Source organism: Pseudomonas sp. PDM19 (assembly GCF_014852215.1).
In the GTDB taxonomy this organism is placed as follows: Bacteria; Pseudomonadota; Gammaproteobacteria; order Pseudomonadales; family Pseudomonadaceae; genus Pseudomonas.
Genome location: NZ_JACVBG010000006.1, coordinates 72003 through 97998 on the forward strand (window position 1 = coordinate 72003; position 25996 = coordinate 97998).

Here is a 25996-nt window from a genome sequence, read left to right on the forward strand (position 1 = left end):
TAATGGGGGCACCGCTTATTGCATTTGCAGATGGCGGCACAGTCAACATTGCATGTGAAGAAACTGTTGCATGCCCGGCAGGGCAGACGGGGTCGCAAATTTACACATGTTCGCAAAGTGTAAATGGTGGTTCTTGTACAACCGATCCAGATGGGTCGCTGAAAACAAAGCCGAAGTGCAAGTCGACAACTATTAACAATCCGTCGTACTCAAAGTATTGGAAGCTTAAGAGTAGTAGCTGTGTTGCGTCCGGCCCAACCTATGTTTCGACGCAAACAGAAACCCAATGGCTTTCATGCCCGGCGAATACTCCTAGCGGGAGTATTTACCAGAACCGTACCTATGATGTGTATTCAGACGGCAGTACTCAGAACTACTCCGATTGGACTGTTTACAACAACTGCTACAACCAAGCTCCAACTGTACAGAATGTCTCGCTCAGCACTCCTGAGGACACCCCACTTTCCGCGGCCCTAAGCGCCAGTGATGACGGTCCATTCCCGTATACCTTCCAGATTCTAGGTGGTCCGGCAAATGGCTCCGCCTCGATCTCCGGAAACACGTTGAGCTTCACCCCCAACCAGGACTGGAACGGGGTCACCACCATCACCTATCGGGTCCAGGATGGAGCAGGCGCTTGGTCTGCCGCCGCTACGATCACTATCACCGTCACGCCGGTAAATGATCCGCCCGTTGCCCAGGCCAAGACACTCACAATGGCGGAGGACACCACTGGTTCTGTCACTTTGTCCGCAACCGATATCGACTCGCCGGCGCCGACAGTCTTCCAGATTGTTGCCAACTCGCCCTATGGGACCGCCACGATATCCGGCTCGACCATGACCTTCATCCCGGTCGCCAACTGGAACGGCACGACATTGGTCACATACCGCGCGCAGGATAGCGCCGGTGCTTGGTCATCACCGGCAACTGTGTCCATTACCGTCACAGCAGTGAACGATCCACCCTCTGTGGACGACCTGCAGGCAACAACAGCAGAGGACACCGCCCTCGCAGTGACGCTTCCTGTCCATGACGTCGATCTGTCGTTCGAAGGCGATTCCCACACGTTCGCGATCACGGCATTACCCCCGGCCGCAGCCGGAACGGCGAGCATCAGTGGGAATAAGTTGACCTTTGTGCCGGCAACAAACTGGAATGGCACCACGACGCTGAAGTACCAAGCTACCGACTCGCGTGGAGCGAAATCCAACATCGCCACCCTGACGATCACTGTCACTCCGGTGAACGACACGCCTTCGGTGGACGACCTGCAACTGACGACTGCCGAGGACACTGCTGGCGCTGTCACGTTGCCCGTACACGATGTCGATCTTGCGTTCGAGGGGGACTCCCACACCTTCGCCATCACGGCAGCTCCTCCAGCAGCAGCGGGAATAGCCACCATCAGTGGTAACCGGTTGACGTTCGTACCTGCGCCAAACTGGAACGGCACTACGACGCTGAGATACCAAGCCACCGACTCGCATGGAGCGAAGTCCAACGTCGCCACCCTGACGATCACCGTCACTCCGGTGAACGACACGCCTTCGGTGGACGACCTGCAACTGACGACTGCTGAGGACACGACAGGTGCTGTGACATTGCCCGTGCACGACGTCGATCTGGCGTTCGAAGGGGACTCGCACACCTTCATCGTTACGGCGGCTCCCCCTGCTTCGGCCGGGAAAGCGACCATCAGCGGGAACCAGCTGACGTTTGTGCCAACGGCGAATTGGAACGGCACCACGACTCTGAAGTACCAGGCGACCGATTCGCACGGGGCGAAGTCCAACATCGCGACCATGACGATCACTGTCACGCCGGTAAATGACACGCCCTCCGTGGATGACCTGCAATTCACCACCAATGAAGACACTGCGGTTGAAGCAACTCTTCCAGTCCATGACGTCGATCTTGATTTCGAGGGTGACAGTCATACCTTCAGCATCGTGACTGCTCCTGAGATAGAGCACGGAGCAGCATCGATCAGTGGCAACAAGCTGACCTTCACACCCAGTCTGGATTGGAATGGAAAAACAACGCTCCAATACCAGGCGACTGACTCCCACGGGGCCAAGTCGAACGTCGGGACAGTTACGATTACCGTCGTGCCCGTCAACGATGCTCCCCAGGCGACTGGCGCGACTATCGTCACCGACGAGGGGAAAACCAGTTCCTCGGTTATTCCGTGGGTCGTGGATCCCGATCTGGGGAACGGCGACACCTTCACCTTCCAGATAATTGGCCAGCCCGTTCACGGTTCGATCAAGCTGGTCGCCGGGGCACTCGTTTACACCCCGTCTAGTCAGTACTTCGGTGATGACGCCCTCACGATTCGCGCAACAGATTCTGGCGGCCTGTGGGTGGACGGACAGGTGCGCGTCGTCGTGAACAAGTTCAACTATGCACCTACCGATATCCTCCCCCACACGCTGGAAATGTACGCCGGCATCGGCGGAAGCGCGGAGCTCGCCGTTGTCGATCCCAACCTGTGGGGGGCGACTTCGCTGCAAGTGGTTCAGCAGCCGAGCAATGGAGAAGTCAGTATTTCCGGGAATACGCTGACCTACCGCACTGATGACGATCAGCCCGCGACTGTTCGGCTGAGAGCGACGGATCAGGACGGCCTGTTTGTCGAGAAGGACATCAAGCTGACCTTCAAGCCGGCCTGGGAATTCTTTGACGGGCGAGAAGTCGTGACCACAAAGGCTGTTCCTCGCATTCCGGCGGTAGCCGCCCAACTCGTGCATACCAACGGTCAGCAGGCATTCCAAGTCAGCCAGCCAGAGGTGCTTGAGTCGTTGGGCAACGACCTGGTTGCGATCGTCACTCCTTCATCATCAGTTGGCGTGACGTTGCAGCACCGGCAATTGGCCCCAGGAATCGGCATGCGCTTGGTTCCCAAGGTGCTCACTGCAACAGACCTGCAATCCCCAATGGGGGCATTGAATATCGGGGTAGCCGGCACATCCAACGTGTACCTGAGCCGCGCGGACCGTACTGGGCCGGTCTATTCGGTACCTGTGAGTATCTGGGCGTTTGAAGGTGCGCTCGCTGCAGATAATTGGTCGATCTATCAAGGCACAGGGCGGACAGCCATTCGCGTTGAACAGTCGAATGGCGCATGCGCTCTGCTGACGAATGCCCAGATGGCCAAGTCCCGGAACGCCCTGGACACGCCCACCTGCTTCCTGTCCTGGACTGGGACGCCAGATGAATGGAAGGACACTAGCTCGAGCACAAACCTCGCAATGGTTGCCGCTGGCATGGCCGCTGGAAAGCAGCTGGTTCAGGCCACGGCATTTGTCTTCGACCAGAGTGGCCAGCCGCAGAAAATGGTCGACATCAAGCACGATTTGATCGTCAAGCCTTTGGCCGGCCAGCTCGGATTTGCACTGAGCCCCCAAGTGAGCGATGTGTACCAGAAGGTCCAGTCACTTTCGCTCTCGCTTAAGTCAACCGCCAGCCAAGCAACCTGCACGCCGACGGTTAGCGCAGACATGGCCAAGAAGTCAGCGCAGCAATGGCAGACGAACGTAAGCTGCTTGATCCAGTGGATCCAGCTTCCTGAGGGGATGGTCCAACCAAGCTCGACAACCGATGCCAAGTTAAACGGCTCAATGAACGTCCCTGGGCTGCAGTCGATCGGATGGAATGTCACTTTGTTCACGCCCAGTGGTGCGCAGATTGATGGCGGCAACGGCGGGCAGGATTTCAACGTGGTTCCACCGCCTGCAATCGATGTTTCGTTGCCGACCACGAACTTTGTGAAGGAGGGGATGTACTGGGTTTCGCAGGCCGGCGGCTCGGTGGGGGCAATGTCTATCAGTGCCATAGCCGCAGACCTGACCTATCAGGCGACTCTCGACGGCGCCCAACTCGAAAACTCTGTCTCCTTAAGCTACGGTCAGGCGCAACGCTTCACACGGTACATCTCCGGCCAGACCGCTCCGCTGTGGTCGCAGACGCCGTTTGTTGTCGACGTGGCTTATCGCGCTCTTCCAGAGGCCCATACGAAGAAAACCGTGCAGCTGCTCGCGGTTCCTAAGGACTCCATCAAGCCTGTCATCCTTAATGATGAGCGCCAGGTCCTCGACACCGACGGTCTAGCCATCAAGGCTGGCATTCGCGATACGGTGGCAATGAGCGACCCCTATAGCCTTTCGACGATGGGTGATTGGGACATTCGCCTTCTGTCGACCACGTCGGGCGTGAATTATCAGCAGCTAGCGGATTGGCAGCCGATAGATGCCGAGGGCAATGCCACCTTCAAAGTTGATCTCACCGGCCTGACGAATAAAGCGGTTCGGATCATCGCGGAGGCGCGAGTTCACTCGCCGGTGCCGGAGTACTCGCTTACACGGCAAGGAAGTGCACCGCTGATGCTCACCGTCCTCAACGGGGAGGCGCTCGATGGAAAGATCCAAGCGCTGCGTATCCTCGGGCCGGCCCCGCTGAAAAACAGCTTCTACGCAGTCACTACCGACCGCACCCAAAGTCGTGATCTTGGTGAAGTTGTGTGGGAGTTGAGCAAGGATGAGGGTGTGACTTGGGACGTCGTTAGCTCGGATCCGAAGCTCCCCCAGCACCTGAGTTACACCTTCCCGCGTGGGCACTATCTCCTGCGTGCGCAACTCACCAACAGAAACTCGGGAGCTAAATCGACTACGCCGGTGATCGATATCACTGCATTTGTGGTCCCGCAGGCACGGCTGAAGGGGCCGCAAAACGTGTTTATCGGCGACACCGCCATCTTCAAGCTGGTCGATCTGCAGGGGCAGCCGCTCGACACCTCTGATATGACCGTGGACTGGTCATTGGACCGGGGTAAGACGTGGGTGCCCAGCAGCACAGGCGATGGCGTCTACCGCCTGACTCGAGATGAAGCAGTCCGTGTCACGCTGTACGGGCGGCTGAAGTACAACGATTCCCCTGACCATCCCAGCGTTTACAAGAAGGTCACTGTAGGAGTCGCGTTCCGCCAGATTCGCCCGCCTCGGGTGCAACTGATCGGGCCAGGCCATCCGGAGGTCGACACCAAGGGGACATGGAAGGCCAACATGATGCTGCCATACCCCAACATGGACGTGACAATGGATGGTTACTTCATCATGCCAAACGGAGAGCAAGTCCACAGCTTGCAGGCTGAGTACACCCCCACATCCGCTGATATGTCGGATGAGAAGACCTACATCGGCTTCCAGGGGTGGATCAACGGCTACGAAGACCGTGGCGGCAGCGGCCTTACCCAGAAGCTGCTGCAGTTCTGGAAGTACGTTTGGCCCGACTGGTACATCCAGAGCAAAACGAGCGCGATCTACGCGCCTGCGGACCTCACGATGACCGCAAGGAACCGTGGCACTTTCCAGCAGTTCGAAGGGTTAAAGATTGATTGGGATGTCCCCCCGTATGAGGGGATGAGCGTGGTCAAGGACTCCGACCAGAAGAGCCGGATTGTCAGAGTGACCGAGCCAGGAACCTACCAGTTCGGATACACAGTCACCGATGCACGAGGCAACCTGAGTACCGTGTCCACCGAAATGGAGTTTCTTCCGCCGCCTGACTGGAACGTGCTGCTGTCGTGGTCCGGCGATAACAAGTTCGGCCGCGCTCCCCTTGGAGTGCTGGTGCGACCATCGATCAGCGGAGGTCATCCCAAGGACAGGATTCTGACCAAGGCCTATACCCTGGATGGGAAAGCGCTCGACAGCACGGGAGACTACGGTCGCGCGACTTTGGCCACCCCTGGCCCTCACACGGTAACGATGAACATCACTACGGAGATGGGGCATGAGGCAAGTGGGGAGGTCCAAATTCCAGTGGTCGCCAACCAGGCGCCGAGCTGCTCGCTCGAAGTCACTAATGGGCGTACCTCTTGGTTGGCCAAGGCAACCTGCACTGATCCGGATGGCCGGGTGTCGAAAAACAACTGGTACATCAATGGAGAAAAGCAGGCACTGAACTCCAACAACATCTCGATCCCCATGTGGCGCTACCCGGATGGGGAGCCGGTGATAACCCTCATCGGTATCGATGACTCGGGAGCTGAGTCGCCACCGGTGGCGAACAAGTAACCCTAGAAAAGGCCGCTTTGCGGCCTTTTTCTATTTTGAGTAAAAACCGCGTCGGAAAGCGCCACTAACGATTGTTGCAAGGCGGAAAACTCTCCTCCGAGCGCAGGCCCTGCGCATTTCCAGGAGAGTCACGATGCAAGTCCAAAACATTCAATTCAAGCCGGGTAAAGTCGCGAAGGCGATGGTCAACCCGGTCGTTCTCACCGCCGCGCTGATGGTCGTCGCAGGGGTTGCTGTCGCCGGTACTGGCGGCGATACCTTCGACTCGGTCTGGGTAACCCTGACCGACTGGATGCAAGGTACCCTGGGCCGTATCCTCATCGGCCTGATGATTCTGACCGGCATCGGTGCCGGCGTTCTGCGCCAATCCCTGATGCCCTTCGTAACTGGCGTCGGCGGTGGCGTAGGTCTGTACGCTGCGCCCGATGTGATCGAATCGATCATGACCGCCACTGTGCCGGTGATGAATGGCCTGAACAGCGCTCTGCAGCATCTGCCTGTGGCGCTCTAACAGCGCTTCGGCCACCGCTCAAGGCCCCGTTTTTTTCCGTCGCAAAAGCGGCGGAAAAGCGGGGCCTTCGCTTTTCTGCAATCCCTACGCTGTGCCAATCCCCTATAGGAGAACGGCACATGCCATCGCAACCGATATCGATTTTCCTAGCCCTCCTGGGCGCATTCGTCACTTCCGGCGCGCTGGCCGGAGTTCCTGGCAATACCCCTTCCAAGGACATCGTCATCCTCCCTGCAAGCGCGATGATCGGCATCGAGAAGAATGGCAAATTCGCCATCATCAGTGATACCGGTCGATTCCTCATCCAGGGCACAGTTTTCGACGTCTGGCAAAACAAGGAAATCAAGAACCTTGACGACGCTCGGTACGCTGCTCAGTACGTGCCGGTCGACAGAGTGAAAACAGGATTTGCCGACCTGGCCCCGATGACGATCGGTAATGGGGAAAAGGCGGTGACGATGTTCTCCGATCCCGCCTGCGGCTACTGCAAGCAGATTATGGAAGAGGCACGTAAGGAGTTACCGGAAGGGTACCGCCTCGACGTGCTGGAGCTTCCGCTGCTGACTGAGCGCAGTGCGTCGCGGACTAAAGAACTGCTTTGCGCCGAGGACAAAGTCGCTGCCTGGAAGGCTGGCGTGACCGGGGATCTGGACACTCCACTGGCTCAAAAACCGGAGGGTGCGTGTTCTCTGGAGGTTATCGACAAGCGTCGCCTCACGGCACAGTTCCTGGGCGCTCGCAACGTCCCCTTCTTGATCCGCGATGACGGGCTCACCCACGAAGGCAAGCCTTCCGAAGGGTTGCGCTCGTGGATCCTCAGCAACCGCTCGAACTAAGGGGGCCTTATGTCGCTTCTCTCATCGCTTCTGGCACCTCTTCCGCGCCTTTCCAAACTGATCAACGGCCTTGCTTACGATCCCGAAATGCAGCTGTTTCAACTGGAAGGGAACCGTTTGGGTTTTGCGTTCCGTTGTTCGCCTCTGGCCGGCTCCAGCGGCGACGAGGCAGCGCGCCTGAAGGCAGGTCTTACTGTCGACTGGCCGGAAGGTACTGCAATTAGCTTCAGCCTGATCTGTACCGAGAACATCAACCATCTGAAAGCGGGATTCCTTAACCTACGCAAAGCGTTTGTGGAGCGAGGCGTGTCCGACTTACCGCCGGAAACACAGGCTCTCCTGCAGAAGGTCACTCAGGCTCGAGGGCAGTATCTGTCCGATCGCACGCTACTGCCTGTCGATAGTATCTCCGGCGTGAAGGTTCGCCAGCAGGACCTGGTGATCTCTGTGACGATGCCGATTAAGGATGCACTACCGTCCGCTACTGAGGCCAACATGGCCAAGGAACTGGCTGACGGTCTCAATACTTCCCTGGACAGCTGCAACCTAGCCCCTGTCGCTCTGACCAATGACGCGTATGTCGAGATTTTCCAGTCAATCCTGAACAAGGGGCCGAACGCCTCGTGGCGAAACAACCCCGAACTGCATGCTGATCTCGACAAGCCCCTGAACGAGCAGCTACTGGACTTCGACCGCAGTGTCGAGCCGAAAAAGGATCACCTCAAAATCGGTGATGACTGCTTCGTTAAAACCCTCTCGCCCAAGGCATATCCGGATTCGATGTGGCAAGGGGATGCTTCGCAGTACCTTTCGGACATTCTCTCCCAGCGGGGAGGAATCCGCGGCAATTGCATCTTCACCAGCACGATCTATATTCCCCCGCAGCTTTCCACCAAGGACAAGCTCAACCGTGGACGCCAATGGTCGATCAAGCAGGCGGTCGGCCCGATGCCCCATTTCGTGCCGGCGCTCCGAAAGAAAAAACAGGGGTATGACACCCTTTTCGAGGACCTGGACAAGGGGCTGCCGAACATCCAGTTAAACACTACCCTCGTCGTCTTCGGAAAGAGTAAAGAGGACTTGATCCAGGCTGCGGCGAGCGCGAAGAGCCACTTCTCGACCCAAGGTTTCACGCTCCTCGAGGACAAATTCATCGTCCTGCCAATTTTCATCAATGCGTTGCCGATGTGCGCGGACACCGGAGCAATCCAGGACATGTTCCGCTACAGAACTATGAGCCTGGCGCAGGCTCTACCAATTCTGCCGATCTACGGCGATTGGCGCGGAACCGGTACCCCTGTGGCCCCGTTTGTTTCCCGAAACGGGCAGCCAATCAGCTTCCATCTCTACGATTCGGACACCAACTACAACGGCACCATTGCTGCCCAGTCGGGGTCAGGTAAATCGTTCCTTACCAACTACCTCATCACCTCCTACCTGAGCATGGGCGCCAAGGTCTGGTGCATTGACGTAGGTCGCTCCTACGAGAAACTCGCCGAGGCATACAAGGGTGATTTCGCGTGCTTCGATAAGGGCTCCCAGATCTGCCTGAACCCATTCGAACTGGTAGAAGATTTCAGCGACGAGGAAGACGTCCTGGTTGGGCTGATTTCTGCGATGGCGGCGCCGACGGAGCCGCTGAAGGACTTCCAAACTGCTGGGTTGAAGCGCCACCTGACGAACTGCTGGGATAAACATGGCAAGGCTTTGCTGGTCGATCACATCGAGCAGTCCTTGCTGAGCGATGAAGACCAGCGGATCAAGGACATCGGCAGCCAGCTCTATGCATTCACCTCCCGCGGCCAGTACGGCAAGTACTTCAACGGTCGCAACAACCTCAATTTCCAGAACCCCTTCACTGTGCTGGAACTAGAGGAGCTCAAAGGGCGCGTCCACCTTCAGCAGGTAGTGCTACTGCAGCTCATCTACCAGATCCAACAGGACATGTACCTCGGCGAACGTGACCGGCCAAAAATCGTGATCATCGACGAGGCGTGGTCGCTGCTGGCGCAGGGCAACGTCGGTGAGTTCATCGAACACGGCTACCGTCGCTTCCGTAAGTACGGTGGCGGCGCGATTGTCATCACTCAGGGCGTCAACGACCTCTATCAGAACAAGGTCGGCCAAGCTATCGCGGAGAACTCGGCATTTACCCTTCTCCTGGGCCAGAAGGCCGAGGCCATCGACTCGATCAAAGAGAAGAAGCGCCTGCCTCTGGGCGACGGTGGTTATCGCATCCTCAAGACAGTTCGCTCCTACAAGGGCCATTACTCCGAAATCTTCATGCTCACGCCGCGTGGCGCCGGCATTGCACGCCTCACCGTCGACCCCTATTCGATGTTGCTGTACTCCACTGCACCGGAGGACGTGCAAGCGATCAGGAATTACACCCAGGCGGGTATGCCTCAGGATCAGGCGATCCTCCAAGTACTGCGCGACCGTGGCATCGACGTGGGAATCATTGCTTCGGAGGCTGCGTGATGCGGAATCCGTTCAGCATCGATGCCAAGGTGCGGCGTACTGTCGAGGCCGTGAATTCGGCTCGGCGACGCCGACCGCTGGATTCTCGCTTTTTGCTGAAGGGGGTAACGCTTGCCTCGCTACTGGCAGGTGGAATTGTCCTCCTCGCGAGCCGCTACAGCATTGCGATTGCCACTCAGGAGGCCCTGTGCCTCCCACCGTACCGGGTCTGGGTCATCGACAAGGCAGACACCACCCCGGTACGTGGGGGGACCTTTGCGTTCAAAGCCAAGGGGCTGCAGCCAATTTTCCCCGATGGCACCAACATCGTGAAAGTAATGGTTGGTCTGCCTGGCGATGACGTTTCAGTGACTGAGGCAACGACAGCCATTAACGGAGAGGTAGTCGGCAATGGTTTGGCCGTTGCCACCGAGCGGAACCTTGATATTGCACGGTATGTGCGTCATGGCCGTATAGAGATCGAGCGATACTGGTTCATGGGCAGAACGCAGGACTCCTTTGACTCGCGCTACTGGGGGTCTGTTGCGCGCTCGCAGCTGTGGGGGAGGGCGTATCCACTATGGTGAGGCGTTTTGTGGTTCTGGCTGCCAGCGCTGCTCTCTCCACCGCCGCTTTGGCTGTAGACACCCTTCCAAGCAGGCCCGCGCTTAGTGACCTTGATCCGACTCTGCTTGAGCAGGCGAAGACGATTGTGGACAACAGCAGAGCGATAGCGGCCGATGCATCCCCGCACGACTACGAGTGGGTCAAGCGTGCCGGAGAGGAGGTGCGAGCGAGTACGGGAGAGCGAGACGGGGCAGTCGACAACGGCTCTCATCCGCCGCCGCACCCCCTTGGAGATGGGGAAAAGACTTTGATATTTGTCTCCTGGTCCATGGGCGCCCGTGCCATCGAAGATATCTTGGTGGCCTACGACGGAGTCCCCGGGGTTGGAGTGGTCTTTAGGGGCATCCCGGAGGATGTGCCGATGGCGACGGCAGTGGCGAGAATGCAGCGCCTAACCAAAGTCACCCGTTCCACAACTCCAATCCTCCTCGATCCACTCGCCTTCCAGCGCCACGGTGTTTTCGCGGTGCCATCAATTGGACGTGAGGATGGCGAGCAGCATCAGATTGCGTTTGCTACTGGCAGCTCGTCGACCTCGTTGCTTTCTCAAAGGGTTGCCCAAGGGAAGCGCGGAAATCTTGGCTCCTTCGGCTCTACCACCGAGATCATTGAGCCTGATCTCATGGCCGTGGCGAAGTCGCGTATCGAGCAGTTGGACGTCGGCGCGATGAAGCAGCGCGCGATTGCTCGCTTTTGGGACAAGCAGCCGGGCTTTGTATTGCCAACCGTTGAACACAGCAGCATCAGGCCCGTTGACCCCTCTGTGATCATCCCGCAAGACATCCTGGGCCCAGACGGCCGAGTAGTAATCAAAGCTGGCCGGATGAACCCACTGGAGGTAATGCCTTTCGGTATCAAGTTGGTGGTTATCGACCCAACCTCCTCCTGGCAGGTGGACCTTGCTCGCCGCGAGGTTGCTACGAAGGATGGGCTTCAGGTCATCGTGATCGCCAGCCACATTCCCGGTTCAACGTCGGACGTTGGCCCATCTGGTTGGGAGCTGTTCAACGATGTTCAGGACTCGATTGCAGCTCCCTTGTATCTCCTCCAGCAGGATCTAGCCGCGCGGTATCAGGTGACGGCTGTGCCTTCAGTCGTTACGGCCGAAGACAAGAAGTTCGTTGTACGGGAGATATCTCAATCCGATGCGCAGGGGGCAATCGATGCGATTCGCTAGTAGGATTTTCGTTGGTTTAGCGCTGGCATTGCTGGTCTGTGTCGGCGCTCGGGCAAGCGAGGTGATGTGTGAGGACTCTGGGCTGTTGGGCCCAAAACTCTTCACCGACATTTGCTGGGCCTGCCTGTTTCCAATTCGGGTATCGGGTGCCCAAATCACGCCTGGAGTAGCGCCTGAAGGAGCGTCGAAGCAAGTGCTCTGCGTCTGCCAGAAAGGCAGCTCCGGGATCTATACGCCCGGCGTCGTAACCTCCATGTGGCAGCCGGCGAGAATCGTCGAGAACGTGCGCAAGGCCGGGTGTTCGCCCACTCTGGGTGGGATCACACTCCCGATGGGGAACTCCCGCACGTACGGACGATTGAGGCAGGACAACCTCACACAGACCGGCCAGGCTGCGGGATCGTTCTATCACACCCATTACTACGCTTTCCCGCTGCTTCAGATACTCGATCTGTACACGCCAACGAAATGCAACCCTGATGGCTACCTGGATCTCGACATCATTTCCTTCACGGAGATCGATCCAACCTGGTCATCTCCGACACTCGCTTTCTTTCAGAACCCTGAGGCTGCTGCAGTGGAGAATCCGCTTGCGATCGCGGCATGTGCCGCCGACTCAGCAATGGTTGCTGCAGGAAAGGAGCCGCTGGAAAGCATGTGGTGGTGCACCGGAACGTGGGGCGGCGTATATCCCCTTACCGGCGTTACGCCGGCGCAAGACGTGAACCGGTCTTCCGCGCTTTTGGCGGCCCGGATCCTTGCTCAGCAACACCGCAGGGGACTGGCGCGTAGGACAATGGGTGACGACAACCTGTGTAACGCGAGCATCTACCCGACCTTACCGAAGAGCCAGTACAAGCTCACTCAGTTCTACCCGAAGTCGCAGAACCAGAAGGCAATGTGGATCGGTACGCCACCACAGCTTTGGGATGGTGGCCCTTCGCGCCACGTACCAGGTACTGGAAATGACTCCATGTACCTCATTTGGCGTTGGACAGACTGCTGCTCCAACCTCTAACAGGAGGCCCGGAGGGGCATCTCTATGGCAGATTTCCTTTGGATATACGCGCCGCCAGTAGCACTCATGCTACTGGTCGGCGCCGTTGCGCACACGCTTCTATTGGCCCGGCCGGCATACCGTGGCTGGTGGGGGGAATACAAGGTCAACTTCATGCTGAAGGTGTGCCTGAGTGGGGAGTACCGTGTTTTCAGCAACGCACTTTATCGCGGGCAGACGGATGATGAGACCACGCAGATCGATCACATCGTGGTGAGCCGGTATGGCCTGTTTGTCATCGAGACGAAGTGCTTTCGCGGGCGCATAGTCACGGACCCCAATGCACCTGACACCTGGCTGCAACGGGTAGGCCGGAGGAAGTACAAAGTCAGGAACCCGCTGCTGCAGAACTATGCCCACGTCAAAGCGCTTCACCGGGTAACCGGAATCCACTCTCAGCAAATTCGGAGTTTCGTCGTGATGGCGGGGCAGGCGAAATTTGTCTATGGGATGCCGGAGGGCGTTTTCAGCATCTGGTCTGTTGTACGGAAGATCCAAGCCTTTCGCGCACCGGTATTCACCGCCGGGCATGTTTCCTCGATCACGAAGGCGCTTGAAAGGTGTCGGGTCAAAGGGGGGTATTGGGCAGCTAAACGCCACGTCGAGCTGCTCAAGAGGAAAGAGGCTAGAAGGAAAAGTGCAGCCAGCAGTACGCCCCAAGAGGAATGCCAAGAGCGATCCCAGCAGTGGCCGCAATGACGACCAGGGCAACCACTGAGAAACTCCAAAACTTACCTTTATCCGTGGAGGCCTCCGGCGGGTCTTGAAGTACGCTGAGCCACCTGGAATGTTCGAATCGATCGTTTGCAGTTGCTTTTTCGCGCGTCGACAACATCGATGCTTCTCCGTAGAGGAGCTGACGCCCTGTGAGGGGCGTCAGCAAGCCACTCAGCCAATCGCAGTCTCGCGCGCCTCGATCTGCTCGACGGCATCAAGGTCATTGGATTCCGGTTCCACGAAGCCGCTTGCTTTGCGCTCTTCCTTTTCGGTCTGCTCTTGAGCGTCTGCCTGCTCAAGATCGGCCTTCATCTCCAAGGACTTGCTGGCGTAAGCCTTGGTTCTTGCGGCCTGACCGGTCCCAACCAGAAAGCGGACGAGTTTGTTGATCTGCTTATGCTTCTCTTGGCGGAATGCGTCAGCTTCACCGCTTTCAATCACTCCTCCCAACCAACCTGCGTCGACCAGCATGATCAGGTGGTCGTAAGCCTTCAGCAGGGCGCCGAACCGAGCGATTTCGGGGCTGGTGATCTCGTAGGCACGCTCCTGGGGATGGTCGTATTCCGGAAGGCATTGGGCGAGCGCGCCCAGCAGGGCGCTGATACGCGCGGTGTCGTCGCTGATTGCTTTTTCCGCGTTGGCGAGCTTGGTGCTTACTGCGGAAGCCACCGCCTGGTAATCGAAGCTCTTGAGCTTCTGCGCCAGTTTCCGGGCGACGACATCGATAACGAAGAGGGCGGTCATCACGTTATCGAAACGATTGCCGCTGAAGGCTTTAGCCTGTTCAGTGTTGAGTACGAGATGCCCCTTCAGCCGCGCTGTGGAGTATTGGTATTTCTTCGGTGCAGTTGCAGATTGGGTGGTCATGTTCAAGTTCTCCAGTGTTGGTGGCCACCGCATTGCAACAGCGGCAGGAAGACTGGAATGGCTTTTTTCTGCTTGATTTACGCCGGAAATAGAAGTTCTCCCTGGAGGTGTTGACGACCGCTGTACCGGTAGAGAAAATCACAGCATCCATCGGGTTGCCCCGATCAAAAATTGCCTTAGGGCTCCGCCAACCTTCATAGCTGCTGTGCAGTTGTGGGTTTCCCAAGCTGTGTATGCACTTGGGGCTGTGCCCAGCTGAGCCAATCAGCTTAAAAATTTGCTCTGCAACCTGCAGAGCGTCATCAAAAAAGGGAGGCCTAGGCCTCCCTTTTTTCGTTTCAAAAACCCTGACGGGGCACACCTCCGTTAGGGGGTTCTCCGTCGGAAAAACGGAGAACTGAAATGATCAAATCCAATGAAACCCTGAAGGCGAAAGTGCTGGTTGGTTATGGCTTTCTGCTGTCCTTCCTGGGCGCGCTGTATGCCCCGGCGTTCGTAAAGGCATTTGTGCCATTTGCCCTTTGCATCGTGCTCGCTGCTGCTTTGATGCACGCTCCGTCGCTCATGGCGCTAATCCGAGGGGCTCTGAAACGCCGCGCGAGAACGACGTCCCAGCAAGCTACGCGCGTTGGAACGGCTACTGCGGTCTGGTGCGACCACATCGACTACGACAATTTCCACATGCCCACCTACCTGCGCCAAGGGGAGGAGTGCTGATGAATACTGTCCGCGTTGATTTTGATGAGCCGGCCTACCTCAGAAGTTACAAGGGGATGTGCGTCCATTCGCATCGGTACTGTCGTGACGATGTGGCGCTGCAGCTGAATGATGATGTCTTGGCTCTCGAGCCCGTCATCCTCAATCGTCTGTATCGCCCGCAGGATCGGTTGCAGCCGGCAATGCAGGCTGCAGTTGTTTCGGTCGAAGGGGAGCTCCTTGAGCAAAATGACCACCGGGGACTGGATGCAGTCGATGCCGAAGCTTCGAACTCCTGTGCTGCTGAAGAAGACGTCGAGCTTTCCTTCCGGCAGGGCATGGAGGGGGAGTTTGTAGAAGGTATCTACAACGGTTCAGGCTCGCACTGGTATCGCTTCAATAAACGCAATGGTCGGTCGTTCTATCTGCGCATTGGCAATCACCTCGTTTGGGGTGCTGAGCTGGCGATGGAGATCAACCGAACCAATATCCAGAAAGGGGACAAAATCCGGCTCACCTTCCTTGAGAAGACGCCGGTCACTGTGCCGATTCGAAAAGAAAACGACGAAGTCGAATGGAAGGACACGCACAGGAATTCCTGGCAAATCGACCGTATCGACTGATCCACCACGAAGCGCCCTACGGGGTGCTTTTCATTTCCTTGGAGTTACTCATGTCTGCAAATCAGATGGGCGTATACGCCCCCGAGAAGTTAGACGTGCTGGAAGCTGCAGAAGGACGGTGGAAATTCGTCTTCGAGCAACTGGCACCTGGGTTGGCAGATGCCAACGGCAAGCCTGGCCGAAACTATCCTTGCCCGGTTCACGGTGGTAGAGATGGGTTCAAGATCTTCCGAAAAACCAGCGACACAACCAGTGGCGGCGTATGCCGTACCTGTGGAATCAAGCCGGACGGCTTGGCGTTGGTGATGTGGGTAAACAGCTGGAGTTTCCACGAGGCGCTGCAGGAAGTCGGAAGCCTCATGGGAGTGAAGGACAAGCATGGTCGGACCGCCGGTGACGTTCAGCGGGTGATACCCCAGCGTGCTGTACCGAAGGCTGCCAGTAAGGGCCTATCGGATGAATGGGTAATCGCCACTCTTCGAACGATGGTGCAAGAGAGTGTCGCACTGACCCACCCGGATGCCGAACCTGCTCGTCTCTACCTTCGATCTCGCGGAATCCTTGTCTGGGACCGGCCTGAGTTGAGCCGCTTCGTGCGGTTCCACCCAAGGCTGACCCACAAAGGCCCTGATGGGGAGAAAACGACCTTCCCTGGGATCATCGGTGTATTGATGTCCCCGGCAAAGCAGGCCGTGACGGTCCAGAGGCACTTTCTGACCCCCAAGGGTGAGAAAGCCCCGATCGCGGAGCCGAAGAAGATGTTTGCAATTCCAAGCGATAGAGCACTGCCTGGCTGCGCGATCCCGACAGCTTCGCCTGGCAGCGTGATTGATGTCTGCGAAGGGTTGGAAACAGCGTTGGCAATCGAGACCGCAACGGGGTTGCCGGTATGGCCACTGGTGAACACCTACCTGATGGAGATGTTCGTGCCGCCGGCGGGAACTGAGGAGGTTCGAATTTGGATCGACAAGGACCGCAAAAGCGCCGGTGTGAATGCTGGAGTCGCGCTCAAAAAGCGCCTGTGGAGTTTGGGAGTTAGGGCCAGAATTCTGGAGCCGACAATAGACATACCGCATGGCGCCAAAGGGGTTGATTGGAACGACGTCCTGCTTTGGCAGGGCCCGGCCGGTTTCCCCGGGCAAGAGGTCTACCGCCACGTGCGGTAGGCCTCAGGCCTTCCCTCCTGATTTACTTTTTTCCGTACGTTTTTCTGCCTGAAAACGCCCTTTGCGCTTCACTCCGCCACGCAGAATTTGAGCATCGATTGCTGCGCCAAGGCGGTTTGCCATGCTTTCTCACTCTTTCTCTGCCGCTGTTCTCGCCGTCTTCGCTACTGGAGCGATAGCGGCAGACGTGCCCGCGGCCACGCCTGCTGATCCCCTGGCTGGGACTTCGTTCTACCAGGACAAGGAGCGTGGGTGGTTCTGGTATGAGGATCCGCCAGAAGAGACTGTTCCGCCGGTGGAACCTGAGAAGCCTGATCCACCCAAAGCGCCGGAGTCTCCGAAAACTGCTGAACCAGCGCCGGCTGCTGATCCAGCCCCTGGTACCGTCGCGTGGTTGCGCGTGATACTCCCAAAATTACGGGACCAGGCGATTGACAATCCCACTCGCGAAAATATGAGCGCGTATTACTTTGCTCAGAGGTTAATGCTAGATAAAGCGGAGAGGTTCTCGCGCAATTCCGTTGAAACTATTCGTAATGATCCGTTCCTCGATGAGGACATGCGTTATCCAGCTTCAAACGCGGCAGCTGACGCCATATCCACCGAGTCTGGAAAGCAACGCGATCTACTGATGCGCGAAATTGCAAAGAACTCATCTCTTGTATTTTTCTACAAGGGATCGAGTTGCGTCCTATGTGATCAGGCAATAGCCGCAATTTCGGCACTAGAGTTTAAATATGGGTTCTCCGTCCTTCCGATTTCTATGGATGGCAACCCGCTGCCTAACGGCAAATATCCTAAAACGAAATATGATAACGGACTTGCCAAAAAACTTGGTGTGATTACCGCTCCAGCCCTAGCCATCGCAATCCCACCCCATGATGTAAAAATTGTAGCGTTCAGTACCGTGTCTATGGACACGGCAATAAGCAGGATATTAGTTGCAGCTAAGGATTCCGGGCTAATTACTGGTGAGGAATTGGCTGCAACTTCACGGGTAAATACTGTCGGCCTTATCGATTCGGCTTCGTTGTCGGACCTTCCTCCGGATGTAGTAAACAATCCATCAGAGTTTTCAAAGCGCGTGCGGGAAGAAGCGCGCAAAGCATTCATTAAAAGTGTTGGGGGTGAGTGATGAATCTAAAGCGGCTCGCTGTTTCGGTGGCTATTTCCATGTTCCCGATAATTGGTCAGTGCTCAATTCAAGAGCAGGTTGATCAAATGTTTAACGGAATGATCAATACAACCAAGCCTGGCGCTTATCAAACCGCATCGAGGGGCGTTGTTACGGGCGGGGCGGTAGTGCTGAGGAATCGAATCTCAACTTCAAGCCTGATCAGCATTACTCCTCCCAGCGCTAAAGCTGGATGTGGCGGTATTAATCTGTACTCCGGTTCTTTTTCATTTATTAATGGCGAGGAGTTCGTGGCTCTGATGCGGAACATCGCTGCAAACGCGACTGGGATCGTATCTGGCTTTGCATTTGATCTCGCTATTGATGCAATGGATGCTCAAACTGCAGGTGTAATTAGGAACTTGGCGAATAAGATCCAATCTCTAAATCAGATGTTCTCGAATAGTTGTCAAATTGCCAGTGGTCTAATTACTGACGCAAAAAAGGCTTATGATGAGTCTTCAGACTTATCATCGGCGATCAGTGCCTTCGGTAATAATGTGGCTACGGACTTCTTCAGTGCAAAATCTACCGCAGATGATTCACCTGCCAACAGACTGGTATCTTCCGGGAAAGCAACTAATTGCAAGGACGTTGGCAATGTTCTGTGGTGTGCCATGCAGAAGACAAGCTTAGCTTCTCAGATTCTGTTTGGAAGTGACGAGAATGCCGAGTTCATTATGTCGATGGTGGGGTCTTTCATAATTACCCCAGCAACAGACGAGAAGGGAGGGAAGAACTTCACAGTCAACCCTCTCCCTACGCTCATCGGCAGCGATGGCTTAAAGACCTTCGTAGAGGGTACTAAGGACGCAGGTTATCAGGTCTACCGTTGCGATTCGAACGATAGCGGATGCACGAGCCCAAATATTGCAAACATGTCTACCTTTACCGGTCTCTCCACACGGATTGTTGCAGACCTACAAAATAATCAAGTTCTCGAGCATATTGCGAATGGCGTGCTGTCGCCGGGAGATGATGCGCGTATCGGATACCTTGGTTCGAGCCGTATCGGTGTAAATCTCGTCAGAATCGTTCAGAAGAGCGGGGCGCAAGCTGGTTACGATTATTTGAATAAGTACGCGACTACGATTGCAGCTCAGTCGAGTTATAACCTGATTGTAATGCTACTTGGCGTTGCGGAAGCTGGAGTTACGAGTTCAGATATGCCCAACGCAAAGCAGAACCTTGAAAGCCTGCGATCCGCCAGGGCTGACATCAGAAGCCAGTACGACCAGTACATCCAGGTGAGTCTTAAAGATAAAGACGCCGACGCTGATGCATCCAGCATGATGGAGATGAGCCCGCCCGACGATGGTGGTCACTTGTATCAAGGGTCGAGCAATCAGAGCAGTGGCTCATAAGGGGGAAGCATGGATTTTACAATATACACTGCGGGGAGTTCCGAGTTCCTCCAGATAATGCTTAATTCATGCGCCATGCTTACCGGCAGCGGTTCAATAGATGATATGGCGCGTATTGGCGCTTTGATGGGGGTTTTGGTTATCGGTTTCCAGGCAGGCTTCAAAAACCAGCCAATTCCTTTCCACGCAGTTGGCATCATGCTAATTGGATACATGTGTTTTTATGGGCCCACTGCGACTGTTATTGTGCAAGACACTACGACTGACCAGGTTCGTGTTGTTGATAATGTTCCGCTTGGGCCTGCATTTGTTGGATCGGTGTTTTCGACTGTTGGTTACAGAATCTCTGAGCTAGCTGAACAAGCAAACTCAACCCCTGGAATGACACGTTACGGTCTTTTTTCGAGTCTGACGACACTTGCACGCGTGCGGGATGTGCTAAGGAATCCGGTTGCACTTGACCAGTTCCAGAACTACAAGAAAGGCGCGGGATGGGACTTGGGCCGGTCGTTCCAAGAGTACATGACCTATTGCAACTTTAATCCAGTCTTCCTCCGCAATAAAGCATCTGTGGATCAACTACAGCGCACCGGAGATGTTGCATCGCTTCTATCAAATACTTCGGAGGCGCAATCGGTATATTTCTACGACTCCCCGAGTCCTTCTTTGAAAACTTGCGCTGAAGCCGGTCGTTTGCTTACTGCTGCACTTCAAGATGTGCTTCCTTCTGTCTTTGAAGATATCATGCAGAAAGGCTTTAGTGATGATGTTCACTCTGGGAAGCTTGTCAACTTCACCCAAATGCAAGGTGAGATCGATAATTCCCTCCAGTCCTTTGCTTTGTCTAATAAAAAAGCGTCTGAGTATGTTGCTGCTTCGTTGATTCAGCGGTATTTCAATCAGGGCCGTGTTGATGCACTGAACCATTGGCAAGAGCGGCGTGCAGCGATGGCACTTCAGCAGTCGCTCAGCCAACAGGAGATCCAGTGGGCAGGGAAGGGGGATAGCTTCAAGTTCTATATCAAACCCATGCTTGGCTTCCTCGAGGGATTGGTCTATGCGGTTGCGCCGTTCATGGCGTTGCTTCTGATGATGGGTTCGAGGGGGGCAATGACCCTGGCGAAGTTCTGCGCATTGCCGCTGTCGACTTCGCTCTGCATGCCTCTGCTGTCGGTGGTGAACGCGTTCACGCTTTGGTATGCCGGCGCCAAAATGGAAGCGATATTCAACGGGTACGACCCGATCTCCACGGGCTTCGCTCAGATGCAACTCTTGGACATCGACCAAGCCATAGGCTCAGCCCTTGGCCTGGGTGGTTACCTCGCGGCTTACACTCCCGCAATCGCCGCATCGATCGTAGGAGCTGGAGCCTTTGGCATGACTGCGATCATGTCGGGCGCGACCTCTGACACTAAGTTCAACAGCGAGGATATGACCCCTCGGACTCAGCGGCCTTCTCCAGTTATGGCGACGGAGGCAGTCTACACAGCCGACCAGGTTGGCAAGGGCGTAAGCGTTACCGGCGCGACACAGTTGGCCGAAACGATCAGTGGGCAGCAAGCGGCTTCCGCCTTCGTTCAGAGCTCGAAGAACGCCTCGGTAACCGCGACCGAGAACATGCAGCGATCTCTTCAAAGCGCGATTCAGCAATCTGCACAGACGACCACGGGTCAGCAGAACCTCGCGTCGCTGGGCCACCAAGTGGCGTCGAGCCTGAATCTTTCGCAGAACTCCCAGTTCACCAGTGCCGCGAGCCAGCTCAAAAGTCTGGGATTCAATGAGAATAAAATTGCTCAGGGCGTCTTCGCAGCCAGCGCTGGCGCGGCGGCGCCTTTGGGCTTGGCAGGCGCACGTCTTGAGGATTCCGAACAGTTCCAGAAACTGTCATCCACTCAGCAGCAGCAAGCCCAACAGGCCTTTACTCAACTCACTTCAGCGGTGCAGGCAAGCTCGAACGACCAAACCGCCTTCAACGCTGCAGACTCGTTCAGTCGCTCTTCCCAGGCGAGTGTAAGCCAATCGACTGGTGAAACTCTCAGTCAGTCCATTGGGCAGGCGCGTCAAGCGCAGGAAACCTACTCCCGGGCTTCGAAAATGGAGAATGTTTACGCTGCGAGTCAGTCATTGAACCTCAAGCAGGCAGCAGTGACTTCGCTGCTTCGTGGAGAGTCTCGTGCGGAGTCTGCCCAGGCCCTTGCTGAGATTGCCGGCCAAACCGAAGGAGGGCGTGCGGCGTTTAATACAGCGATGGCGAGCGCTTCTATCCGCGGGCTCTCGACCGATAGGGAAGAGCGTGTTGCCATGGCTGCAATACGCGCGTTGAACCAGGACGGAAGGCTTGGTGACTTGGTGAGCTCGAAGATGTCGCCGTTCGACTTCTCCATGGCTGCCGTCAGCGGCAACGAGAGCTCGGGGCTAGCCCAGACCTCGATCAGTACAGGCAACCTGCAGACCAGAATGAATCAGGTAAACGCCGGAGCGTCCGAGGCTTTCCGTAGTAATCAAGACATGAGCAACTCCGGATTGACTGATATGAAAGAGAGCGGACCACTTGCGGTTCAGGAATCACGTAGAGAATCGCTGGAGCGAATCGATGAGGCTAACGATATGGCCTCTAAACGAATGGAGAGCCTTCAGCAGGACAATCCTGTTCCTACAAACGACATTGATGTTAAAAGTACCACTCCAGTGCTTGACACTGCTAAGAGTTATGCCGATGGATATTTTGTAGGAGGATTGGTGAAGGGGGCTGAACAGCTTTCGGAAAAAGGGATGATGCTGTTTGGTGCCGATGAAGCGGGCCCAACCATTCAAAGTATGCGCGAATTTGCGAATCATCCAATCGACACGATGCGAGCTGGCCTCAATAGCGAGACAGAAGCAGATCGTAAGACTTTAGAGCCAGCTGAGCTTGGTCCAGGCAAACCAGCTTCAGAAGATGTCCCTGGGTTTAGGCCTACGGCTAGTGCTGGTAGTCTCGGATCGACCAAGACTCGGTCGGCGAGCTTTGAGTTAGAGACTGTGCAGAAACAGAGTGCTCCTCAAAAAGATCCACCTCCCAAAATTGAGTAATAAAAAGGGGCTTATAGCCCCTTTTTATTTTTTCTTGAATCTCATCGCTCTGTAGATTAGAACGCCAAGTCCGAAAACTGCCCAATTTATGACGGGCTCAAACTCTTTAAATGCTAAGCGATGATTCGTTATTTCATACATCGATTCAATAACTGCTAAGAAAACAGCTCCCAAGAAAGCAAGAGCTATCATGAGGACCAGCTTGTATGCAGGACCGTGGTGTTCAGGGCGTTGCACACCATCCCAGTTGGACGAAAGGCAGAACGGGCAAACTGAGTCGATCGGGTGGCCAGCACCGATGCGACCACCCCACTCCCAACCGACATAGATGCCTCGGCTCCTGACTACCTGCGGCACCATGTGGTGTCCGCAGCAATGGCAGAGCACGGTGGACTGGGTCATGAGGCGGTCTCCTGATATCGCTTTGATGTCATGATCGCATGGGGCTCACTGAATCCCAAATCAATCAACGCCAGGTCTGTGACAGGCTAGGGCGATTGCCAACGTTGCTCATCTCGATCAGTTCATTCGCCAAAGCCCGACAGTGAGGGGGCAGGGACTGCAAGTGGGGCGGACTGGACCCAGCACTTGAGCTAGTGCTATTCAGGTCTTTCCTTGGTCGGGCTTGCCTTTGTCAGTGGCCGCACCAGATGCACTTGGCTGGCTTGAGGACAAATCGAGCGTTGATCTCACTGCAGCTTGAGCACTCCTGCATCAGGATCTCGCCAGACTTAATCGCGTTGCTCAATTGGAATGCGTTCGTTGGGCTGATGGTGTCGCCCTTTGGCACATTCAAGGCATCGCAGATTTGCTCGTACTCCCGATGGGCAGCCATCAGGGCGCGGACGTTTGTTCTCCGCAAGGGGTCGTGTGCAAGCAGCCTGTAGATGGTGAGGTACAGCAAGCTGTGCATCGGGTACTCAGCGAGTGTCGTTTCTGGGATTTGAATTCGCCCACTCTGTGACTGCGCCCCGGGTACTCCGCGGGTGATGTTCCGCTTGAGTTTGCCGGCCTCTTCAGGGGACATCCCAGTAGCCAGCGCGACGAGTTTCGGCTGGATGCGAGCTAGCAACAGCTCCCGCGCGATGGATTCGGTTGGAATGGTGGGCCCGAAGTCTTGCATGCGGCCACTGCCATCAGGGTTCTTTTTCAGGAAAAACCGAAGGTCCCCGAGAAGCACCAGGGTCGTGTCGTGGATCTGGTCTCGAGTCGAATTTGGATTCAGCCGAAGCTTTCGGACTGGTGACCGGATGCTGATGGTGAACCCACCAGAACGGATCAGCATCAGCCGCTCTTCGAAGGAAGAGGTCTCCATCAGGCGAAACGCTGTATCGTCCAAGCCAATGGCGTTGAGAGTGTTGAAGCTATTGTGGCGCGCGAAGTTGAAGAGTTCAGTAAACATGGTCAGACGAAGGCCGAGATTGAAAAACTGCTTGTCGTCGAGGTGCGTATTCCCCACGCTCAGAGTTTCATACTCGATTCGGTTGATCGACACCGGCAGCGCATCCAGGGCTTGTAGCTTGGGAGGGCTCGCTACAACATTTGTGAGCCAGACAATATCATCCTGACGATAGCGCTGCTGCATCAGCACCAGCTTGAATGCAGCTTCATCCTGGATTAGCCATCTGACCGCCATTTGGACCAGGGTTCGGTTGATCGTAAACTTCATGCTTAGTTGTCCTTATTTCTTCAGCATTTGAATAGATCGCCAGATGGCAATTACATCTTGAGCGTACAGGCGCGCATCGAACTCGCGGGTGGGGTTCATCGTGTGATAACCGCCGATGGCAAGCTGCATATCCGTAGGGTTTGCGGATATTGACTCACAGAGTATGGCTGCGCCTACCTTTATATTTTCCACGGGATTGAGCAGAGCACTAGCATTTTTCACCCGGCCGCAGTTCCACCTGCAGTTTATCTGCATGATACCTATATCAGTCAGCTGATCTTCCTGTAGGTATCTGACGAGTAGAGCTTCTGCTTCACCTTGGGTTTTAGGGTAAGCAGGACCACTAGGACCGTTTCTTAGAGCGTAGGGCTGTGGGGATATTAGGCCTTTCGCTACCGCGCCGTGCGATTCTTTCAATGCCAGCGAGAAGAGTAGTTCAGGCTCAATCTTGCACGGAGCGCTCAGAGCTGCTCGCTCCCAAACTGTTCCCTTGAGAGTGAAACCTATCGACTCGCCAAATGCAGGTGGCAGCGCTGAAGTGCACAGCACTCCTGCTAGCAGCATCGCCTTATGGCTTCTGAATACCGGCATCCCTTATCCATCCCGCTGGCTTCTTCGGCTTATGCGACGTGCTCGCTGGTTGTACTTCCTGTGATGTACCTGAAGGTTGAGTAACGTCACCAGGTATTCCCGCACTCTGTGTACATTTGCTGAGGTACATAGACGCCATTACGATTAACCGCTTGGCACGGTACTCGGGCGGAATGTTATCCAAGTGCTCGTACAACTCTTGCTCCGCAGGCGTTATTCTGCATTGAAGGCGCATAATATTTCCTTGGCCAGGCGCGTCCCTGCGCCATCGGATTAGTCTTTTGCCAAACAGGCGAATCCGTCCGCATTACTGCGAACACTGTTGTCGGGTTTAATGACTAGAGCTTCCGGGAATTCACTACGAGCAAATCGTTCATAGGTATCTGCTCCACCACCGCCTAGAACAACACAGTCGACAGTGCGCCCGCGCAAGAAGCGCAGACCTTGTTTGATTTCGGTGAACACTCCTGGAATTACGCGATCTGCGGCGAGGCGGAGGTAGTCGTCAAGGAGAACCTTTTGTCCGAAGAGGTAGATGTAGTCATTTCCAGTTTGGAGTGCATGCTCGATCTTCTCAACACCAGGCACGCCACCGTTATCCTTGGCGATTTCTTCGTTGCAGGCGTCAAGAAGTACAGACATAGCTTTCAGGCTGCTTCCACTGGATTTCGCCACCAGTTCCTGATGGTCAAAAACTACCCAATCAACACTGAAGAACCCAGGATCGATTACGAGGGTGAGGGATTGCTCCAGTACCGCGCCGTGCTCGGTATTGCAGTAGATGTCAGTGAGGGTTCCGAGTGGCTGAGCAACCACTTGCACATGTTCAACTGTAATTTCGCGTTTCAGAGAAACTTTATGGCGACCAAGCATCCGGCTCCGTACTTGTTCGACGTAGCTATCATCACGCGCTTGGCTTACGGGAAGCCCGGTCACAAGCCTGTGGATCGTGTCGCCATCCTGTGCGGCATGCAAAAGCGATGCTTTGAACAATGCTTCATAAGCATCCGTTGCCGTGTAGTCCTCGTGAAGCTCTCTTCCTTCTTGAACGCGTCCCGGAGACGCAAATGCAACCCACTGTGTATCGCCGACAGTAACAATTACCTCACCAGCCCGAAGGCCCGCATCACCGGGTAGACAGGTCAAAGGCGCAGCCTGAGCGGGGCCTTGAAAGGTATGAAACTCGGATTCGCCGTGGCCATACACCCCGATTACGTTGCTATAGCCGATATCGAGGCCAAGGAATCTCTGCATCTGGATCTGTCCTTCAGTTGATCATGCGACGGAATGCCGTTGGATGACGGCGCAACAC

General features: G+C 55.7%; 19 protein-coding genes. 14 read left to right on the forward strand and 5 right to left on the reverse strand.

The window, feature by feature from the left end; all coding sequences use genetic code 11:
- Nucleotides 1-2: 2 nt before the first annotated feature.
- From IB273_RS30805 to IB273_RS30840, 8 genes are all read left to right on the forward strand, one after another.
- Nucleotides 3-6077, forward strand: coding sequence for an Ig-like domain-containing protein (locus tag IB273_RS30805; protein WP_225610360.1), 6075 nt, complete (start codon nt 3-5; stop codon nt 6075-6077).
- Between the two features lie 181 nt (nt 6078-6258).
- A complete protein-coding gene (gene traA, locus IB273_RS30810; RefSeq protein WP_138526841.1) occupies nt 6259-6588 on the forward strand; it encodes a TraA family conjugative transfer protein in 330 nt (109 codons plus the stop codon).
- 119 nt (nt 6589-6707) lie between these two features.
- Nucleotides 6708-7424: a DsbC family protein gene (locus tag IB273_RS30815; RefSeq protein ID WP_138526834.1), complete on the forward strand. Its 717-nt coding sequence runs from the start codon at nt 6708-6710 to the stop codon at nt 7422-7424.
- A gap of 9 nt (nt 7425-7433) precedes the next feature.
- Nucleotides 7434-9905 carry a type IV secretion system protein TraC gene (gene traC, locus IB273_RS30820; protein ID WP_192225793.1) on the forward strand — a complete coding sequence of 824 codons (2472 nt, stop codon included), beginning with the start codon at nt 7434-7436 and terminating at the stop codon, nt 9903-9905.
- Nucleotides 9905-10471, forward strand: coding sequence for a S26 family signal peptidase (locus tag IB273_RS30825; RefSeq protein ID WP_192225794.1), 567 nt, complete (start codon nt 9905-9907; stop codon nt 10469-10471). Before traC ends, IB273_RS30825 begins: the two co-directional genes overlap by 1 nt.
- Nucleotides 10472-10479: 8 nt before the next feature.
- Entirely contained in the window at nt 10480-11688 is a 1209-nt protein-coding gene (locus IB273_RS30830; protein ID WP_192225795.1) for a TrbC family F-type conjugative pilus assembly protein, read from the forward strand.
- Between the two features lie 85 nt (nt 11689-11773).
- The gene (locus tag IB273_RS30835) at nt 11774-12706 is read left to right on the forward strand and encodes a TraU family protein (protein WP_225610350.1); all 933 of its coding nucleotides are present in this window, start codon (nt 11774-11776) and stop codon (nt 12704-12706) included.
- 24 nt (nt 12707-12730) lie between these two features.
- On the forward strand, nt 12731-13444 hold the full coding sequence (locus tag IB273_RS30840; protein WP_138526839.1) for a nuclease-related domain-containing protein: 714 nt from the start codon (nt 12731-12733) through the stop codon (nt 13442-13444).
- A gap of 189 nt (nt 13445-13633) precedes the next feature.
- On the opposite strand, the gene IB273_RS30845 is transcribed toward IB273_RS30840, so the two are convergent.
- On the reverse strand, nt 13634-14329 hold the full coding sequence (locus IB273_RS30845; protein WP_192225797.1) for a hypothetical protein: 696 nt from the start codon (nt 14327-14329) through the stop codon (nt 13634-13636).
- A gap of 402 nt (nt 14330-14731) precedes the next feature.
- Between IB273_RS30845 and IB273_RS30850 the strand changes: the two genes are divergently transcribed.
- The 6 genes from IB273_RS30850 (at nt 14732) to IB273_RS30875 (ending at nt 22424) form a co-directional block, all read left to right on the forward strand.
- Nucleotides 14732-15046, forward strand: a complete 315-nt coding sequence (locus IB273_RS30850; RefSeq protein ID WP_192225798.1) for a hypothetical protein — start codon at nt 14732-14734, stop codon at nt 15044-15046.
- A complete protein-coding gene (locus IB273_RS30855; RefSeq protein WP_192225799.1) occupies nt 15046-15648 on the forward strand; it encodes a DNA primase in 603 nt (200 codons plus the stop codon). The genes IB273_RS30850 and IB273_RS30855 overlap by 1 nt, the downstream gene beginning before the upstream one ends.
- Nucleotides 15600-16814 (forward strand): toprim domain-containing protein, encoded by a 1215-nt coding sequence (locus IB273_RS30860; RefSeq protein ID WP_192225800.1) that lies wholly within the window; start codon nt 15600-15602, stop codon nt 16812-16814. The genes IB273_RS30855 and IB273_RS30860 overlap by 49 nt, the downstream gene beginning before the upstream one ends.
- Before the next feature lie 121 nt (nt 16815-16935).
- Complete coding sequence (traF, locus tag IB273_RS30865; RefSeq protein ID WP_192225801.1) at nt 16936-17949, forward strand: conjugal transfer protein TraF; 1014 nt, start codon at nt 16936-16938, stop codon at nt 17947-17949.
- Nucleotides 17950-17987: 38 nt separating this feature from the next.
- On the forward strand, nt 17988-19352 hold the full coding sequence (locus tag IB273_RS30870; protein WP_192225802.1) for a conjugal transfer protein TraH: 1365 nt from the start codon (nt 17988-17990) through the stop codon (nt 19350-19352).
- Between the two features lie 9 nt (nt 19353-19361).
- Nucleotides 19362-22424 carry a conjugal transfer protein TraG N-terminal domain-containing protein gene (locus IB273_RS30875; protein ID WP_192225803.1) on the forward strand — a complete coding sequence of 1021 codons (3063 nt, stop codon included), beginning with the start codon at nt 19362-19364 and terminating at the stop codon, nt 22422-22424.
- A gap of 24 nt (nt 22425-22448) precedes the next feature.
- Here the strand turns inward: IB273_RS30875 and IB273_RS30880 are convergent, their stop codons facing one another.
- From IB273_RS30880 to IB273_RS30895, 4 genes are all read right to left on the reverse strand, one after another.
- On the reverse strand, nt 22449-22826 hold the full coding sequence (locus tag IB273_RS30880) for a hypothetical protein (RefSeq protein ID WP_192225804.1): 378 nt from the start codon (nt 22824-22826) through the stop codon (nt 22449-22451).
- Nucleotides 22827-23058: 232 nt separating this feature from the next.
- A complete protein-coding gene (locus IB273_RS30885; protein ID WP_192225805.1) occupies nt 23059-24093 on the reverse strand; it encodes a FlhC family transcriptional regulator in 1035 nt (344 codons plus the stop codon).
- A gap of 12 nt (nt 24094-24105) precedes the next feature.
- On the reverse strand, nt 24106-24684 hold the full coding sequence (locus IB273_RS30890) for a transglycosylase SLT domain-containing protein (RefSeq protein WP_192225806.1): 579 nt from the start codon (nt 24682-24684) through the stop codon (nt 24106-24108).
- Between the two features lie 273 nt (nt 24685-24957).
- The gene (locus IB273_RS30895; protein WP_192225807.1) at nt 24958-25938 is read right to left on the reverse strand and encodes a ParM/StbA family protein; all 981 of its coding nucleotides are present in this window, start codon (nt 25936-25938) and stop codon (nt 24958-24960) included.
- Between the last annotated feature and the right edge of the window lie 58 nt (nt 25939-25996).

What these genes read in the sequence shown, in the direction of transcription:
- IB273_RS30890 (WP_192225806.1), bottom strand. Translation starts at nt 24,684, where the DNA reads ATGCCGGTATTCAGAAGCCATAAGGCGATGCTGCTAGCAGGAGTGCTG.
- IB273_RS30885 (WP_192225805.1), bottom strand. Translation starts at nt 24,093, where the DNA reads ATGAAGTTTACGATCAACCGAACCCTGGTCCAAATGGCGGTCAGATGG.
- IB273_RS30895 (WP_192225807.1), bottom strand. Translation starts at nt 25,938, where the DNA reads ATGCAGAGATTCCTTGGCCTCGATATCGGCTATAGCAACGTAATCGGG.
- traA (WP_138526841.1), top strand. Translation starts at nt 6,259, where the DNA reads ATGGTCAACCCGGTCGTTCTCACCGCCGCGCTGATGGTCGTCGCAGGG.
- IB273_RS30825 (WP_192225794.1), top strand. Translation starts at nt 9,905, where the DNA reads ATGCGGAATCCGTTCAGCATCGATGCCAAGGTGCGGCGTACTGTCGAG.
- IB273_RS30855 (WP_192225799.1), top strand. Translation starts at nt 15,046, where the DNA reads ATGAATACTGTCCGCGTTGATTTTGATGAGCCGGCCTACCTCAGAAGT.
- IB273_RS30880 (WP_192225804.1), bottom strand. Translation starts at nt 22,826, where the DNA reads ATGACCCAGTCCACCGTGCTCTGCCATTGCTGCGGACACCACATGGTG.
- IB273_RS30805 (WP_225610360.1), top strand. Translation starts at nt 3, where the DNA reads ATGGGGGCACCGCTTATTGCATTTGCAGATGGCGGCACAGTCAACATT.
- IB273_RS30840 (WP_138526839.1), top strand. Translation starts at nt 12,731, where the DNA reads ATGGCAGATTTCCTTTGGATATACGCGCCGCCAGTAGCACTCATGCTA.
- traC (WP_192225793.1), top strand. Translation starts at nt 7,434, where the DNA reads ATGTCGCTTCTCTCATCGCTTCTGGCACCTCTTCCGCGCCTTTCCAAA.
- IB273_RS30860 (WP_192225800.1), top strand. Translation starts at nt 15,600, where the DNA reads ATGGAAGGACACGCACAGGAATTCCTGGCAAATCGACCGTATCGACTG.
- IB273_RS30845 (WP_192225797.1), bottom strand. Translation starts at nt 14,329, where the DNA reads ATGACCACCCAATCTGCAACTGCACCGAAGAAATACCAATACTCCACA.
- traF (WP_192225801.1), top strand. Translation starts at nt 16,936, where the DNA reads ATGCTTTCTCACTCTTTCTCTGCCGCTGTTCTCGCCGTCTTCGCTACT.
- IB273_RS30875 (WP_192225803.1), top strand. Translation starts at nt 19,362, where the DNA reads ATGGATTTTACAATATACACTGCGGGGAGTTCCGAGTTCCTCCAGATA.
- IB273_RS30870 (WP_192225802.1), top strand. Translation starts at nt 17,988, where the DNA reads ATGTTCCCGATAATTGGTCAGTGCTCAATTCAAGAGCAGGTTGATCAA.
- IB273_RS30850 (WP_192225798.1), top strand. Translation starts at nt 14,732, where the DNA reads ATGATCAAATCCAATGAAACCCTGAAGGCGAAAGTGCTGGTTGGTTAT.
- IB273_RS30815 (WP_138526834.1), top strand. Translation starts at nt 6,708, where the DNA reads ATGCCATCGCAACCGATATCGATTTTCCTAGCCCTCCTGGGCGCATTC.